This window comes from Streptomyces sp. ALI-76-A, assembly GCF_030287445.1.
GTDB lineage: Bacteria > Actinomycetota > Actinomycetes > Streptomycetales > Streptomycetaceae > Streptomyces.
In genome coordinates this window covers 1,636,193-1,650,287 of the sequence record NZ_JASVWB010000002.1, presented here as the reverse complement: position 1 = coordinate 1,650,287, position 14,095 = coordinate 1,636,193, and the positions used below count along the sequence as shown (strand labels likewise).

The 14,095-nt window shown below is 74.6% G+C and carries 13 protein-coding genes; 10 read left to right on the top strand and 3 right to left on the bottom strand.

Annotated elements, in window-relative coordinates; translation table 11 throughout:
* Positions 1 to 114 precede the first annotated feature (114 nt).
* Both QQS16_RS08365 and QQS16_RS08360 read left to right on the top strand, forming a co-directional pair.
* A complete protein-coding gene (locus QQS16_RS08365; protein WP_286060986.1) occupies positions 115 to 2,292 on the top strand; it encodes an alpha-galactosidase in 2,178 nt (725 codons plus the stop codon).
* 268 nt (positions 2,293 to 2,560) lie between these two features.
* A complete protein-coding gene (locus QQS16_RS08360) occupies positions 2,561 to 2,719 on the top strand; it encodes a hypothetical protein (protein WP_286060985.1) in 159 nt (52 codons plus the stop codon).
* A gap of 667 nt (positions 2,720 to 3,386) precedes the next feature.
* Here the strand turns inward: QQS16_RS08360 and QQS16_RS08355 are convergent.
* From QQS16_RS08355 to QQS16_RS08345, 3 genes are all read right to left on the bottom strand, one after another.
* Positions 3,387 to 3,554 carry a hypothetical protein gene (locus tag QQS16_RS08355; RefSeq protein WP_286060984.1) on the bottom strand — a complete coding sequence of 56 codons (168 nt, stop codon included), beginning with the start codon at positions 3,552 to 3,554 and terminating at the stop codon, positions 3,387 to 3,389.
* Entirely contained in the window at positions 3,551 to 4,108 is a 558-nt protein-coding gene (locus tag QQS16_RS08350; RefSeq protein ID WP_286060983.1) for a hypothetical protein, read from the bottom strand. Before QQS16_RS08350 ends, QQS16_RS08355 begins: the two co-directional genes overlap by 4 nt.
* A 196-nt stretch (positions 4,109 to 4,304) precedes the next feature.
* Complete coding sequence (locus QQS16_RS08345; protein ID WP_286060982.1) at positions 4,305 to 5,528, bottom strand: PP2C family protein-serine/threonine phosphatase; 1,224 nt, start codon at positions 5,526 to 5,528, stop codon at positions 4,305 to 4,307.
* Between the two features lie 148 nt (positions 5,529 to 5,676).
* Here QQS16_RS08345 and QQS16_RS08340 point away from each other — a divergent pair, with 148 nt between their 5' ends.
* The 8 genes from QQS16_RS08340 to QQS16_RS08305 all read left to right on the top strand — a co-directional run bounded on the left by QQS16_RS08340 (position 5,677) and on the right by QQS16_RS08305 (position 14,095).
* Complete coding sequence (locus QQS16_RS08340) at positions 5,677 to 6,639, top strand: NAD-dependent epimerase/dehydratase family protein (protein ID WP_286060981.1); 963 nt, start codon at positions 5,677 to 5,679, stop codon at positions 6,637 to 6,639.
* Between the two features lie 493 nt (positions 6,640 to 7,132).
* A complete protein-coding gene (locus QQS16_RS08335; protein WP_286060980.1) occupies positions 7,133 to 8,758 on the top strand; it encodes a carbamoyltransferase family protein in 1,626 nt (541 codons plus the stop codon).
* Entirely contained in the window at positions 8,755 to 9,762 is a 1,008-nt protein-coding gene (locus QQS16_RS08330) for a glycosyltransferase (RefSeq protein ID WP_286060979.1), read from the top strand. Before QQS16_RS08335 ends, QQS16_RS08330 begins: the two co-directional genes overlap by 4 nt.
* Complete coding sequence (locus QQS16_RS08325) at positions 9,759 to 10,346, top strand: D-glycero-alpha-D-manno-heptose-1,7-bisphosphate 7-phosphatase (RefSeq protein ID WP_286060978.1); 588 nt, start codon at positions 9,759 to 9,761, stop codon at positions 10,344 to 10,346. Before QQS16_RS08330 ends, QQS16_RS08325 begins: the two co-directional genes overlap by 4 nt.
* Positions 10,343 to 11,350: a glycosyltransferase family 9 protein gene (locus QQS16_RS08320; protein ID WP_286066251.1), complete on the top strand. Its 1,008-nt coding sequence runs from the start codon at positions 10,343 to 10,345 to the stop codon at positions 11,348 to 11,350. Before QQS16_RS08325 ends, QQS16_RS08320 begins: the two co-directional genes overlap by 4 nt.
* Positions 11,347 to 12,297 (top strand): glycosyltransferase, encoded by a 951-nt coding sequence (locus tag QQS16_RS08315; RefSeq protein WP_286060977.1) that lies wholly within the window; start codon positions 11,347 to 11,349, stop codon positions 12,295 to 12,297. Before QQS16_RS08320 ends, QQS16_RS08315 begins: the two co-directional genes overlap by 4 nt.
* Positions 12,294 to 13,511: a glycosyltransferase gene (locus QQS16_RS08310; protein WP_286060976.1), complete on the top strand. Its 1,218-nt coding sequence runs from the start codon at positions 12,294 to 12,296 to the stop codon at positions 13,509 to 13,511. Before QQS16_RS08315 ends, QQS16_RS08310 begins: the two co-directional genes overlap by 4 nt.
* Positions 13,511 to 14,095 (top strand): D-sedoheptulose-7-phosphate isomerase, encoded by a 585-nt coding sequence (locus tag QQS16_RS08305; RefSeq protein WP_286060975.1) that lies wholly within the window; start codon positions 13,511 to 13,513, stop codon positions 14,093 to 14,095. The genes QQS16_RS08310 and QQS16_RS08305 overlap by 1 nt, the downstream gene beginning before the upstream one ends.

Here is a 14,095-nt window from a genome sequence, read left to right as displayed (position 1 = left end):
CAGGATTGTGACCGGTCACAATGCGGTCGTCAAGAGACCGTAACGAGGGATTCACGCGACCGACGCGGACCGCCGCCGGCACTCGGCAGGGCGGAGCCAGGAGGGGGAGACGCCTTGACCGGTACGGCGGACGCGGCGACGAGGGCCATCAACCACCCGCAGGACACGCTCACTTGGGGGCACCCGGCGCTCCGGGTCGAGTTCGCCACCGCCTCCGACGGCACCCTGCGGCTGGTCCGGCTCGCCCCTGACGACGACACCGGATCCGTTCCCGGCCCGGAGGCCGTCCCCGACGGCAGAGAGCCCGTCGCCGGTCCGGAGGCCGCCCTTCCCCTCGTCGAACTCACCGTCCTCGGCCACGGCAGCGGCTGGTCCGGCCCGCGCTTCACCGGCACGGCCTTCGGTACACGGCTGCGCTACCGGGACCACCGCAGCGGCAGCCGCGCCGGCTGGGAGTGGCTGACCGTCGAACTCCACGACCCGGCGACCGGGTTGACCGCGTGCGTCGAGCTGACGTCCCCGGCCGGACTGCCGGTGCTCCGCTCCCGCGTCCGGCTCCGCAACGAGGGCGCCGAACCGCTGGTCGTCCAGTCCGTCAGCAGCCTGCTGCTCGCCGGACTGCCTGCCGCGGACGCCCTCGACGTGCACCGCGCGCGCAACGACTGGCTCGCGGAGTGCCGTTGGTACGCCGAGCCGCTGCGGGCCAGCGTCGCCGACATCAACGTCGCCGCCCACCAGCACGACAGCCGGGCCGCCCTGGTCCTCACCGGGCGCGGCAGCTGGCCCACCGACGGCCACCTCGCGATGGGCGCGCTGACGGAACGGGACGGCGGCCGGACCTGGCTGTGGCAGATCGAGTCCCCGGCCGGCTGGCGCTGGGACCTGGGCGAACGCGCGGACGGCACGTACCTCGCGCTGAACGGCCCCACCGACGCGGAACACCAGTGGCGGGTCGCGCTCGCACCGGGCGCGGAGTTCACCACGGTCCCCGCGGTGCTGGCCCTCGGCACCGGGTTCGACGCGGCGATGGGGGCGCTGACCTCGTACCGCCGCGCGGCCCGCCGCCCGCACCCGGACCACACCGCGCTCCCCGTCGTCTTCAACGACTACATGAACACGCTGATGGGCGACCCGACGACGCGGAAGCTGCTGCCGCTGATCGACGCGGCGGCCGAGGCCGGGGCGGAGTACTTCTGCATCGACTCCGGCTGGTACGACGACGACACCGAGGGCTGGTGGGACAGCGTCGGCGCGTGGCTGCCCTCACCGCGCCGCTTCCCCGACGGCGGGATCCGGGCCGTCCTGGACCGCATCCGGGAGCGCGGCATGGTGCCGGGCCTGTGGCTGGAGCCGGAGGTCGTCGGGGTACGCAGCCCGGTCGCGTCCCAGCTCCCGCCGGACGCCTTCTTCCAGCGCGACGGCGTACGCCTCAGCGAACAGGGACGCCACCAGCTCGATCTGCGCCACCCGGCCGCCCGCGCCCACCTCGACCGGACGGTGGACCGGATCGTCGGCGACTGGGGCGTGGGCTACCTCAAGCTGGACTACAACATCGTGATCGATCCGGGGACCACCGCCCCCGGTGACCTCGCGCCGGGAGCCGGGCTGCTCGGCCACGCCCACGCCTACCTGGACTGGCTGTCCGAGGTCCTGGACCGCCACCCCGGCCTGGTCGTGGAGAACTGTGCCTCGGGCGGGATGCGGATGGACGGCGCCACCCTCGCCGTCGCCCAGCTCCAGTCCACCAGCGACCAGCAGGACCCGCTGCGCTACCCGGCCGTCGCCGCCGCCGCGCCGACGGCGGTCCCGCCGGAGCAGGGAGCCGTCTGGGCCTACCCGCAGCCCGCGTTCGACGACGACCTGATCACCTTCACGCTGGGGGGCGCGCTGCTCGGACGGATCCATCTCTCCGGCCACCTCGACCGGATGTCGGCGCGTCAACTCGGCCTGGTGCGGGACGCGGTGGGGACCTACAAGGCGATCCGCCGGGATCTGGCACGGGCGCTGCCGTTCTGGCCGCTGGGCCTGCCCGGGTGGACGGACGAATGGCTGGCCCTGGGTATGCGGGTCCCCGATGACCGTACGTCGTACCTCACGGTCTGGCGCCGCGGTGGAGAGGCCGAACTGCGGCTCCCCGTGGGCCACTTGGCGGGACGCGAGGTCCGTGCGGACATCCTGCACCCCTGCGCGCCGGGCGCGGGCACGGTGGTCTGGGACGGGAGCGGACTGCGGGTGTCGCTCCCGCGCGCGCCCGGCGTCCTGCTGGTCCGCCTCAGCCCGGCGGGCAGGTGACGGGCGCACTGGCGACGGGCGCACTGGCGACGGGCGGGAAGCGGGCCGCGAGACGGGGGAGGTCGGGGCGGTCCGCGAGGTGGGAGGACGGGGAGTTGGGACGGTCCGCGAGGCGGGAAGGACGGGGGAGGTCGGGGTGGTCCGCCGTCGGCGGGCCGGAACCGCACCGGCTCCCGCGGCCGTTCGCCACCCGAACACCTGCGTGCACCTGCGCCGTGAAGGGGCGGCTTCCCGTTACCCTGAAGGTTCGTCCACGATTGGGGTCGTCATGCCGGAGGAGTCGACGCCTGGCCCATTGGGCACGGCGATGCGTGAGGTGACCTTCCCGGACGGGTCCCGGGGAATCATCCTGGTCAGGGCGGGTACGCCCCAGCCGGACGCGGAGGAGATCGCGGCCCGGGTCTGGCGGGAGAACCCCGGCAGGTAAGCAGCACTCGGCGACGCCGCGTGCGTCTTCGCCCCGGACGAGGTCGTCGCGGAGCCGGTCGCCGCCGCGGAAGAGACCGTCCGATGCCTGCCCCACGCCGGCGGTGGACCGGACGGAAGCGCCCGGGAGCCTCCGGTCAGCCGTCCCTGCCCAGGTCCTGGCGGATGCCGTCCCGAGTGCGGCCGACCAGCGGCCGACGGGCCGACGGTGAGGTTCCGCGCCGTCGGCTCCGTGCCCGGGCGCGGACGGGTGAGGCCGTCGCCTCGACCGCCCGGACCGCCGTGGCCATCCAGCACGGAGGCGAGGGCGGGCAGCGGTCAGTCGACGGGTTCTGCCGCTGGTGCTCGGTGTGGCGGAACTCCGCCGACTGCCGTTCGCCGACGTGCGTTGTGAGGCCGGTGACGCGCCACCCGATGGCGGAACAGGGCGGCGTCGGCCTCGGTGCCGATGCTCGTGATGACGCGGCAACGGGTGTACGGATCACCGTGGTCAGGGTGGATCGGCCCGACGTCCGGCTCCCGGACGGGGGACGCTTGTTTCGACCCCGCCCGTGTCGGCCCCGCCGCCCCTACCCGTTCCCGTCCTTCCGGGGGCTCCGCCGCGGACCCCGCTCCACGAACGCCGGAGGGCTGAGGCCAGCTCCTCCGGCGTTCGACGACGAGGCCGTTCAGGGGCTGTCGTCCCCGCCGTCCACCGCGTCGCTGTCGTCGGCGTCGTCGCGGTCGCCCTCGGCCTGGGACGGCGTCGGGTGGTCCGGTGCCGGATGGCCGGCGGTGTTCCGCGTGTCGGTGTCGTCGGGCTCGCCTTCGGCCTGGGAGGGCGTGTGGTCGCTCATGAGAAGGACTCCTGGGGTACGGGTGGGCTGTCGGGCTGGTCACCGCCGCGTTGGAAGGACCGGGTGACCTGGCGCAGACGCAGCTGTTCCAGCGTGTCCAGCTGGCGGTGGGCGCGTTCGAGCAGCAGGTCGAGCTGCCCGGCATCGAGGCGGGTGTCGGCGTCCGACAGCCGGCGCAGTGTCCGCCAGGCGGCGGCCTTCCCCTCCACGCCCAGACGCAGCAGCTCCAGCTCCAGCATGGGGCTGAGCGGGGAACGGCGGACGAGCCGGCCGTTGCCCTTGAGACGGCCCGCCTTCTCGGCGAGCCGGCCCGCTGCGATCTTGTAGCGGCGGACTGGAATCTCCAGGCTCCGCATGATCTCCAGGAGGCCCGCCCGGTCCTCGGTGATCTCCTCGGTGACCGACCGCACCGCGTCGGCGAGTGCCGGGTCCCGTTCGGACTCGGTGTCGGCCAGCAGCCGCGCCCGGTCCACGGCGAGCGCGGCTCCGGCGAGGTGATCGTTGAGGTAGATGCCGAGCAGGTCCGTGTCGGATCGGTTCGGACGGTCGTCCATCAGGCCTCTCCCTTCGTGAGCGGTGCGCGTCGGCGACGTCGGCGTCGACGTCCGTGCGAGTACCCCGGGGGACCCGGTCACACCCGGTGGGCATCACGAGTGCCCGGCACCCGGCGGGTTCCTCGGCCCGGATGCCGTCGGCCGCGAGGGCACCCCGGTCGGTCCGGGAAGACGCGGGGACGCCGTCCGGGCCCCCTCAGGGCCACGCCTCCGGCGTCAGGAACGGGAAGCCGTCGTCGAGGCCGGTGCGGTGGCTGACGGGGTCGGTCCCGTACCAGTCCAGGCACATCACCGTCGCGTCGTCCTCGAGGCTGCCCGCGCACGCGTCGCGGACGGCGCCGACCAGCACGCCGACGGCCTCGCGCGGGTGGACCCCGCGGGTGTCGCGGATCAGCGCGGGCAGGTCCACGCCGGCCGCGGCGCGTTCCTGCATGCCGTCGGTGAGCATGACCAGCCGGTCGCCGGGACGGAGGTCCAGCTGCTGGACCCGGTAGGGGATGGGGGAGACGATGCCGAAGGGCAGGTTGGCGAAGACCGTCAGTTCCTCCACGGTCCCGTCGCGCAGGAGCAACGGTCGCGGGTGACCGGCGTTGATCAGCTGGACGCTGCCGTCCTCGAGGCGGACGCGCAGCAGCTGGCCGGTGGCCATGCCGCGGTCGTGGTCGAGCAGCGCCCGGTGTGCCCGGCGGGCCTGTTCCCCGATGTCGCACCCGGAGCGCCGGGCACCGCGCAGGGCGCCGAGCAGCAGGGTGGCCAGCAGGGCCGACTCGGTGTCGTGGCCCATGGCGTCCGTGATGGACAGGTGCAGCGTGTCCCGGTCCAGGGCGTAGTCGTAGGTGTCGCCGCCGATGTCATCGGCCGGCACCAGCCCGCCCGCGACGGCGAACTGCGCGGCCTCGCAGCAGGGGGCGGAGGGCAGCAGCTGGTGCTGGATCTCGGCGGCCAGGCTGGTGGGCGTGGTGCGTCTGCGCCCGTGATACAGGTCGGTGAAGCGCCGGTCGGTGACGACGATGTACGCCAGCGCGTGAGCCGCCTCACCCACCTGGCGCAACACGGTCTCGTCGGCGTGCGGCAGGGTCATCTCCAGTACGCCGATGCAGTCGCCGCGGTTGGTGACGGGCGATATCGCCAGATGGCCGCCCTCCCCGTCCGGCTTCACGTGCAGACGCTGGGACCTCAGGACCCTCTCGTACGCGCTGCCGCGCAGGCCGATGCGCGGCGCCCCGGGAGCGCCCGGTGCCCCGTCGGCCGTGCTGAGCCGGACGAGTTCCTCTCCGATCAGGTCGACGAAGAGGAACGACACACCGGCCGCTCCGAACCGCTTCTGCAGGTTCCGTGCCACGACGTCGACCGACTCCACCGGCGAGGCGTGCTCCGCCTCCGCCAGGACGTCCCCCAGCCCCAACACGTCACCGTTCACGACATCCTCCCTAAGTTGCCGCTTCTTCTTCCCCCTGACCGCGCACTCTCACTTCGCGATCCGCCGGGGGTCGGCCCGCGCGTTGTCCGATTTCGCTCCGGCGTTACTCAGGTCACCATGCAGAGAACGGCGAAGTGAGGAGAGCCGGATGAGCGGACGCACCTTCCACCGGGCCCTGGTGACCGGTGGAGCGGGATTCGTGGGATCGCACCTGTGCCGACGGCTGCTCGACACGGGCGCCGACGTCGTGTGCCTCGACAACCTGGCCACCGGCTCCCGTGCCAACGTCGCGGACCTGCAACGACACGCCGGTTTCCGGTTCGTGCGGGGAGACGCCACGGACCCGTCGGCCTGGCGCACGCTCGCCGGCCGCTTCGACCTGGTCCTGCACTTCGCCTGCCCGGCCTCGCCCGCCGACTACCTGCGGCTGCCGCTGGAGACCCTCGCCGTCGGCAGCGACGGCACCCGCCACGCGCTGGAGCGGACCCGCCGTGACGGCGCCCGCTTCGTCCTCGCCTCCACCTCCGAGGTGTACGGGGACCCGCTGGAGCATCCGCAGCCGGAGACCTACTGGGGCAACGTCAACCCGGTCGGGCCCCGCAGCGTCTACGACGAGTCCAAGCGCTTCGCCGAGGCCCTGGTCACCGCGCACCGGGGGGTGCACGGCACCGACGCGGCCATCGTCCGCATCTTCAACACCTACGGCCCGCGCATGCGCGCCGGCGACGGCCGGGCCGTGCCCACGTTCATCGCCCAGGCCCTGGACGGCGCGCCGCTGACCGTCGCCGGAGACGGCGGCCAGACGCGCTCACTGTGCTACGTCGACGACACGGTCGACGGCATCCTGGCGCTGGCGGCGTCCGAGGAGCCGGGACCCGTGAACATCGGCGGCGCCGAGGAGATCACGATGCTGGAGCTCGCCCGCCGCATCGTCGAGCTGGCCGGCTCCTCCTCCCGTATCGACTTCGTCGAACGCCCGGTCGACGATCCCACCCGCCGCAAGCCCGACACCCGGCTCGCGCGGGAACGGCTCGGCTGGCGGCCGCGTACCGACTGGAACACGGGCCTGGCCCGCACGATCGACTGGTTCACCCGGTCGGAGGCCGCCTGATCCGGGGGCCGACCGCTCCTTCCTCCCGCCCCGCCCGGCGCTCGCGTCGCGGACCCGGCGCGCTTCGGGCCGCCCGGCGGGATCATGGTGCCGACGCGTGTCGGCGGCTCCCGCCCCGTACGTGAGCGGCTCCCGGCCGGGGTGCGAAGCCCGGCACGTCTGTCCGTGCCCTGCCCGTGAGGGGCCCTGCCCTGCCCGTGAGGGCCGAGGCATCGCTCCCGCCCGACCCGCGACCGGCGGCGCCCCGCTCCGCGTCCGCATTCCCCTCGCTCCGCGTCTCCCGGCGAGTCGGCCGCAGCACGCTTCGAGCCCGGCAGTCAGCTGTCGCTGTCACCCGGGTCGCCGTGACCACTCGTGTGCGGGACACTGCACAGTGTGAAAAATGCAGCTGGTTTGTCCTGAGTTGTCTCCATTTGTTTGAGACAGCCGCCCCGGCGGCACTCGCCAAGCCGGAAGCGTGATCCCACCAGCCTCCGGGACGGAGCAACCCCCCATGCGCATCCTTGGCATCAACGCCCTGTTCCATGACCCGGCCGCCGCTCTCGTGATCGACGGACAGACGATCGCGGCCGCCGAGGAAGAGCGTTTCAGCCGCCGCAAACACGGGAAGCGACCGGTGCCGTTCTCCGCCTGGGAACTGCCCGAGCTCTCCGCCCGGTGGTGTCTGGACCACGCGGGCGTCCGGCCGGAGGAACTGGACGCCGTCACCTACTCCTTCGACCCCGCCCTGGCCCGGCCCGCTTCCGAGATGGGCCTCTTCGACCCCTGGGACCCGCTGCGGCTGGACTACGCGCGGCGCGCCCCCGAGTTCCTCGCCGACGCCCTGCCCGGCCTGGACCCGGACCGGGTGGTCTTCGTCCCCCACCACGTGGCCCACGCCGCCTCAGCCGGGCTCGCCTGCCCGCACCCGGACAGCGCCGTGCTGGTGCTCGACGGGCGCGGTGAGGCCGCCTCCCACCTGGCCGGCCGCTACCGCGACGGCAAGCTCGACACCCTGGCCGCGCAGGCGCTGCCCCACTCCCTCGGCCTGCTCTACGAGGAGCTGACCGAGCACCTCGGCTTCCTGCGCAGCAGCGACGAGTACAAGGTGATGGCGCTCGCCTCCTACGGCAAACCGCGCTTCCTGCCCCAGCTGCGGCAGTACGTCCACCCGACCGGTGACGGCGGCTTCCGCGCCCACGGCGTCGACTGGGCCGCCCTCGCCCCGCCCCGCGTCGAGGGGGAGGAGTGGACGCAGGAGCACGCCGACCTCGCCGCCAGCACCCAGGCCGTCCTCGAAGAGCTGCTGCTCGAACTCGTCCACTGGCTGCACCGCGAGGCCGGGGGCGAGGCGCTCACCATGGCCGGCGGTGTCGCCCTCAACTGCGTCGCCAACTCCAAGATCGCCGAGCGCGGCCCGTACCGGCACGTCTGGGTGCAGCCCGCCGCCGGGGACGCCGGCACCGCGCTCGGCGGAGCCCTCCACGTGGCGGACAACCCGCGGGCCATGCCCGGAGCCGACCTCGGCCGCGGCTGGAACGAGGAGGAACTGCGCGCCTGGCTCGACCAGGCCGCCGTACCGTACGAACGCCCCGACGACATCGCCGAGACGGTCGCGGAGGAACTGGCCCGGGACGGGATCGTGGCCTGGTTCCAGGGACGCAGCGAGTACGGTCCGCGCGCCCTCGGACACCGCTCCCTGCTGGCCCACCCCGGCCGCGCCGAGAACCTGGAGCGCCTCAACCACGTCAAGGGGCGTGAGGAGTTCCGGCCGGTCGCGCCCATGGTCCTCGCCGACCGGGCCCACGACCTGTTCACCGGGCCGCTGCCCAGCCCGTACATGCTGTTCGTGCACGACGTGGCCCGTGAGTGGCGCGACCGGATCCCGGCCGTGGTGCACGTCGACGGCACCGCCCGCATCCAGACCGTCGAGGAGCGGCAGGAGCCGCTGGTGGCGCGGATGCTGCGCGCCTTCGAACAGCGCACCGGACTGCCCGTGGTCGTCAACACCAGCCTCAACACCGCCGGCCGGCCCATGGTCGACGACCCCCGCGACGCCCTGGAGTGCTTCGGCTCCGCGCCCGTGGACCTGCTGGCCATCGGGCCGTTCGCGGTGCGCCGGGGGAAGGCGTTCGCATGAGCACGGCCTACGCCGTCGTGATCCCGACGCTCGTCCGCGGCACCCTCGCCGACTGCCTCGCCGCGCTCGCCGCCGCGACCGGACCGCAGCCGGACGAGATCGTCCTCGTCGACGACCGCCCCGGGCCCGACCCCGACCCGCAGGCGCTGGAGCACCCGCTGAGCCTCCTCGGCGACCTGCGCGGACGCGCGAGGGTCGTGGCGAGCGGGGGACGCGGACCCGCCGCCGCCCGCAACACCGGCTGGCGCGTGGTCTCCGCGCCCTGGGTGGCCTTCCTCGACGACGACGTCCAGGTCGGACCGCGCTGGTGCGAGCAGCTGGCGCGGGACTTGGCCGACGCGACCCCCGACACCGCGGGCAGCCAGGGCGTCATCACCGTGCCGCTGCCCGGTGAGCGCCGCCCCACCGACTGGGAACGGGGCACCGCCGGTCTCGCGACGGCCCGCTGGATCACCGCCGACATGGCCTACCGCACCGACGCGCTGAAGCAGGTCGCCGGCTTCGACGAACGCTTCCGGCGCGCCTTCCGGGAGGACGCCGACCTGGCCCTGCGCGTCCTCGACGCCGGCTGGCGCGTCCGCCAGGGCCGCCGCACCACCCGCCACCCGGTGCGGCCCGCCGACCGCTGGGTGTCCCTGCGCGCCCAGCGCGGCAACGCCGACGACGCCCTGATGCGGCGGCTGCACGGCCCCGACTGGTGGGAGAAGGCGGCCGCGCCGCGCGGACGCCGGCGCGTCCACCTCGCGGTCACCGCGGCCGGCGGCGCCGCGTGCGCCCTCGCGGTCACCGGCCGCCGTCGCGCCGCCGCGGCCGCCGCGCTCGGCTGGGCCGTCGGCACCGCCGAGTTCGCCCGGGCCCGCATCACCCCCGGTCCGCGCATCCGTGACGAGGTCACGACCATGCTCCTCACCAGCGCGCTGATCCCGCCCGCGGCGACCTGGCACTGGCTGAGCGGACTGTGGCGCCACCGAGCCGCGCCCGCCTGGCGGGAGGTGGCGCGGTGAACCCCGTCACAGCCGTGCTGTTCGACCGGGACGGCACCCTGGTCCACGACGTCCCCTACAACGGCGACCCGGACCTCGTCCGCCCCGTCGACGGGGCCCGCGAGGCACTCGACCTGCTGCGCACCCGGGGCATCCGCACCGGAGTCGTCACCAACCAGTCCGGCATCGCGCGCGGACTGCTCACCGACGCCGAGGTCCGCCGCGTCAACCAGCGCGTCGACGACCTCCTCGGCCCGTTCGACGTGTGGGCCGTGTGCCCGCACGGCCCCGACGAGGGCTGCCCGTGCCGCAAACCCGCACCGGGCCTGATCCTGTGGGCGGCCGGACGCCTGGGCGCCGCGCCCGCCGACTGCCTCGTCATCGGCGACATCGGCGCCGACGTCGAGGCCGCGCGCCGGGCGGGCGCCCACGGCGTCCTCGTCCCCACCCCGCAGACCCGGCCGGAGGAGACGGCGTGCGCGGACCACGTGGCGCCGGATCTGCTGACCGCCGTGCGCACGGCGGTCAGTGGGTCGCCCCGGCACGGCGTCCCGGCCGCCGAACGGCCCGTCGACGCCGGCCACGACACCGGGAGGCCATGGTGAAGGCCCTCGTAGCCCGCCTCGACAACTTCGGCGACGTGCTGCTCGCCGGGCCCGCCGTGCGGGCCGTCGCCGCCCGCGCCGACTCCGTCACGATGCTGTGCGGACCGCGCGGCGCGCCCGCCGCGCGCCTGCTGCCCGGCGTGGACGACATCCTGGTCTGGGACGCGCCCTGGGTGGGATTCACGCCCCCGCCCGTCGGCCGCGGCGAGGTCGAGCTGCTCATCGACACCGTCGACGCCGACACGGCCCTGATCCTGACCTCGTTCCACCAGTCCCCGCTGCCCACCGCCCTGCTGCTGCGCCTGGCCGGGGTGGGACACATCGCCGCGGACAGCGAGGACTATCCCGGCTCCCTCCTCGACGTACGCCACCACCGCGCGCCGCACGTCCACGAGGTGGAGGCCGCGCTCGACCTCGCCGGGGCCGCGGGGTTCCCCCGGGTCGACGACGGCCGGCTGCGGGTGCTGCCGCCGCCCCACACCGCCGGGGCCACCGGCCCCGGGCCGTACGTCGTGCTGCACCCCGGCGCCAGCGTCCCCGCGCGGGCCTGGAGTCCGCAGCGCAGCGCGGAGGCGGTGCGCGAACTGGCCGCGGCCGGGCACCGGGTGGTGGTGACCGGCGGGCCGGACGAGCGGGACCTGACCGCGCACGTCGCCGGCGAGCACGGCCTGGACCTCGGTGGCCGTACCGACGCCCCCGAACTGGCCGGCGTGCTGGCCGGGGCCGCCGCCGTCGTCACCGGCAACACCGCGCCCGCCCACCTCGCCGCCGCCGTCGGCACCCCCGTCGTCTCGCTCTTCGCGCCGGTCGTGCCCGCCGAGCGCTGGCGACCGTACGGCGTGCCGTACGTCCTGCTCGGCGACCAGCTGGCGCCCTGCGCGGACAGCAGGGCCCGGACCTGTCCGGTGCCTGGCCACCCGTGCCTGGAGTCGGTGACCGGACACGACGTGGTCGCCGCCGTGGAGAAGCTCCTGACCGACGAGCAGACCGCGGGGGAGTCATGAGGATCCTTCTCTGGCACGTGCACGGGTCGTGGACCACGGCCTTCGTGCGGGGCCCGCACACCTACCTCGTGCCCGTCACCCCGGACCGGGGACCCGACGGCCTGGGCCGGGCCCGCACCTTCGACTGGCCCGACTCCGTCGTCGAGGTCCCGCCCGAGCGGCTGCGGGACGAGGACATCGACCTCGTCGTCCTCCAGCGTCCGCACGAACTGGACCTCGTCGACCGCTGGCTGGGCCGCCGCCCGCCGCTGGTGTACCTGGAGCACAACGCCCCGGACGGGAACGTCCCCGACACCCGCCACCCGGCCGCGGACATCCCCGGCGCCACCCTCGTCCACGTCACCCACTTCAACCGGCTGATGTGGGACAACGGGCCCCTCCCCACGGCCGTCATCGAGCACGGCATCGTCGACCCGGGCCACCTGTGGACCGGTGAGGTGCCCCGGGCCGCCGTCGTCGTCAACGAACCCGTGCGGCGCGGCCGTACCGTCGGCACCGACCTGCTGCCCGAGTTCGCCGCCGTGGCCCCCGTGGACGTCTTCGGCATGGGCACGAGCGGCCTCGCCGACCGGCTGGGCCTGGCACCCGACCGGTGCCGCGCCGAGGAACTCGTCCAGCGCGAGCTGCACACCGCGATGGCCCGGCGCCGCCTCTACCTCCATCCCGTCCGCTGGACCTCCCTGGGCCTGTCCCTGCTGGAGGCCATGCACCTCGGCATGCCGGTGGTGGCGCTCGCCACCACCGAGGTGACCGAGGCGGTGCCGCCCGGCGCCGGGGTGGTCTCCAACCGCCTCGACGTACTCAAGGACGCCGTACGGGACTTCCTCGCCGACCCGCCGCACGCCCGCACGGTCGGCGAGGGCGCACGCGCCGCGGCGCTCGCCCGCTACGGACTGACCCGCTTCCTGGACGACTGGGAGCGGCTGTTGAAGGAGGTGACCCGATGAGGATCGCCATGGTGTCCGAGCACGCCAGCCCCCTGGCGGCACTCGGCGGCGTCGACGCGGGTGGTCAGAACGTGTACGTGGCCCGGCTCAGCGAGGAACTGGCGCGCCGGGGCCACGACGTCACGGTCTACACCCGGCGCGACTGCGGCGAGCTGCCCGACCGGGTGGCCCTGCCCGGCGGTGCCGTCGTGGAGCACGTACCGGCCGGACCGCCCGAACCGGTCCCCAAGGACGCGCTCTTCCCCTACATGCACGCCTTCGGCGCCTACCTGGCCGAGGTCTGGGGGCGTGAGCGGCCCGACGCCGTGCACGCCCACTTCTGGATGTCCGGCCTGGCCGCCCGGACCGGCGCCCGGCCCCACGACATCCCCGTCGTGCAGACCTTCCACGCCCTCGGCACCGTCAAGCGGCGCCACCAGGGCCACGAGGACACCAGTCCGCCCGAACGCGTCGGCATCGAGCGGCAGATCGGCCGCGGCTGCGCCCGGGTCCTGGCCACCTGTACCGACGAGGTCCTCGAACTGGCCGACCTGGGCGTGCCGCCCCGACGGGTGTCCGTGGTGCCGTGCGGGGTGGACGTGGGCCACTTCCGTCCCGGGGTGCCGCACGCCGGCACCCCGGCCCGCCGGGAACGGCACCGGCTGCTGGCCTGTGGGCGGCTCGTCCGCCGCAAGGGCTACGACCAGGCCATCCGGGCCCTCACCCGGATCCCCGACACCGAACTGGTCCTCGCCGGCGGGCCCCCGCCCGAACAGCTGGGCGCCGAACCCGAGGCGCGACGGCTGCTGGACCTGGCCGACCGGGCCGGCGTCGCCCACCGGGTGCGGCTGCTGGGCGCCGTCGACCCGGCCCGGATGCCCGCCCTGATCGGCAGCGCCGACGCGGTGCTGTGCACCCCGTCCTACGAGCCGTTCGGCATCGTCCCGCTGGAGGCCATGGCCTGCGGCGTTCCCGTCGTCGCGACGGACGTCGGCGGCCACCGGGACAGCGTCGCCGACCAGGTCACCGGACGGCTCGTACCGGCGGCCGACCCCGAGGCGACCGCCGAGGCGGTCCGCGAACTGCTCGCCGACGACGGGCTGCGCCGCCGCATGGGCGCGGCCGGCCGCGAACGCGCGCTCGCCCGCTACACCTGGCAGCGCGTCGCGGACGGCGTCGAAGAGGTCTACCAACGCGTCACGGCACGTGACGAAATACCGTCGGAGGTGGCGTGATGAGTACAGAAGTGTCGTCGGTCGCCGGGCACTGCGACGAACTCCTCGACGCGCTCAAGGAGTTCCGCGCCTCGGCCTCCCTCACCGAACACTGGGGCGAGCGGCTCGTCACCGTACTGGCGGGCGGCGGCCGGCTGCTCGTCGCCGGCAACGGCGGCAGCGCGGCCCAGGCCCAGCACCTGACCGCCGAACTCGTCGGCCGCTACCGCGACGACCGTCCCGCCTTCTCGGCGATCGCCCTGCACGCGGACACCTCCAGCACCACGGCCATCGCCAACGACTACGGCGTGGACGAGGTGTTCGCCCGCCAGGTCAGTGCCCACGGCCGCCCCGGCGACGTGCTGATGCTGCTGTCCACCAGCGGCGCCAGCGCCAACCTGCTGTCGGCCGCCGAGGCCGGACGGGCGGCGGGCCTGCGCGTGTGGGCGCTGACCGGACCGGCTCCGAACCCGCTGGTGGCGGGCAGCGACGAGGCCCTGTGCGTGAGCGCCGGATCCGCCGCGACCGTCCAGGAACTCCACCTGGTGGCCGTGCACATGGTGTGCGCGGCGTTCGACGCGGCCCTGGAACGGAAGGTGAACTGA

Bases quoted from the DNA above. Each gene is read 5' to 3' on its own strand.
- QQS16_RS08360 (WP_286060985.1), top strand. From the start codon at position 2,561: ATGCCGGAGGAGTCGACGCCTGGCCCATTGGGCACGGCGATGCGTGAG.
- QQS16_RS08355 (WP_286060984.1), bottom strand. From the start codon at position 3,554: ATGAGCGACCACACGCCCTCCCAGGCCGAAGGCGAGCCCGACGACACC.
- QQS16_RS08350 (WP_286060983.1), bottom strand. From the start codon at position 4,108: ATGGACGACCGTCCGAACCGATCCGACACGGACCTGCTCGGCATCTAC.
- QQS16_RS08340 (WP_286060981.1), top strand. From the start codon at position 5,677: ATGAGCGGACGCACCTTCCACCGGGCCCTGGTGACCGGTGGAGCGGGA.
- QQS16_RS08335 (WP_286060980.1), top strand. From the start codon at position 7,133: ATGCGCATCCTTGGCATCAACGCCCTGTTCCATGACCCGGCCGCCGCT.
- QQS16_RS08330 (WP_286060979.1), top strand. From the start codon at position 8,755: ATGAGCACGGCCTACGCCGTCGTGATCCCGACGCTCGTCCGCGGCACC.
- QQS16_RS08315 (WP_286060977.1), top strand. From the start codon at position 11,347: ATGAGGATCCTTCTCTGGCACGTGCACGGGTCGTGGACCACGGCCTTC.
- QQS16_RS08310 (WP_286060976.1), top strand. From the start codon at position 12,294: ATGAGGATCGCCATGGTGTCCGAGCACGCCAGCCCCCTGGCGGCACTC.
- QQS16_RS08305 (WP_286060975.1), top strand. From the start codon at position 13,511: ATGAGTACAGAAGTGTCGTCGGTCGCCGGGCACTGCGACGAACTCCTC.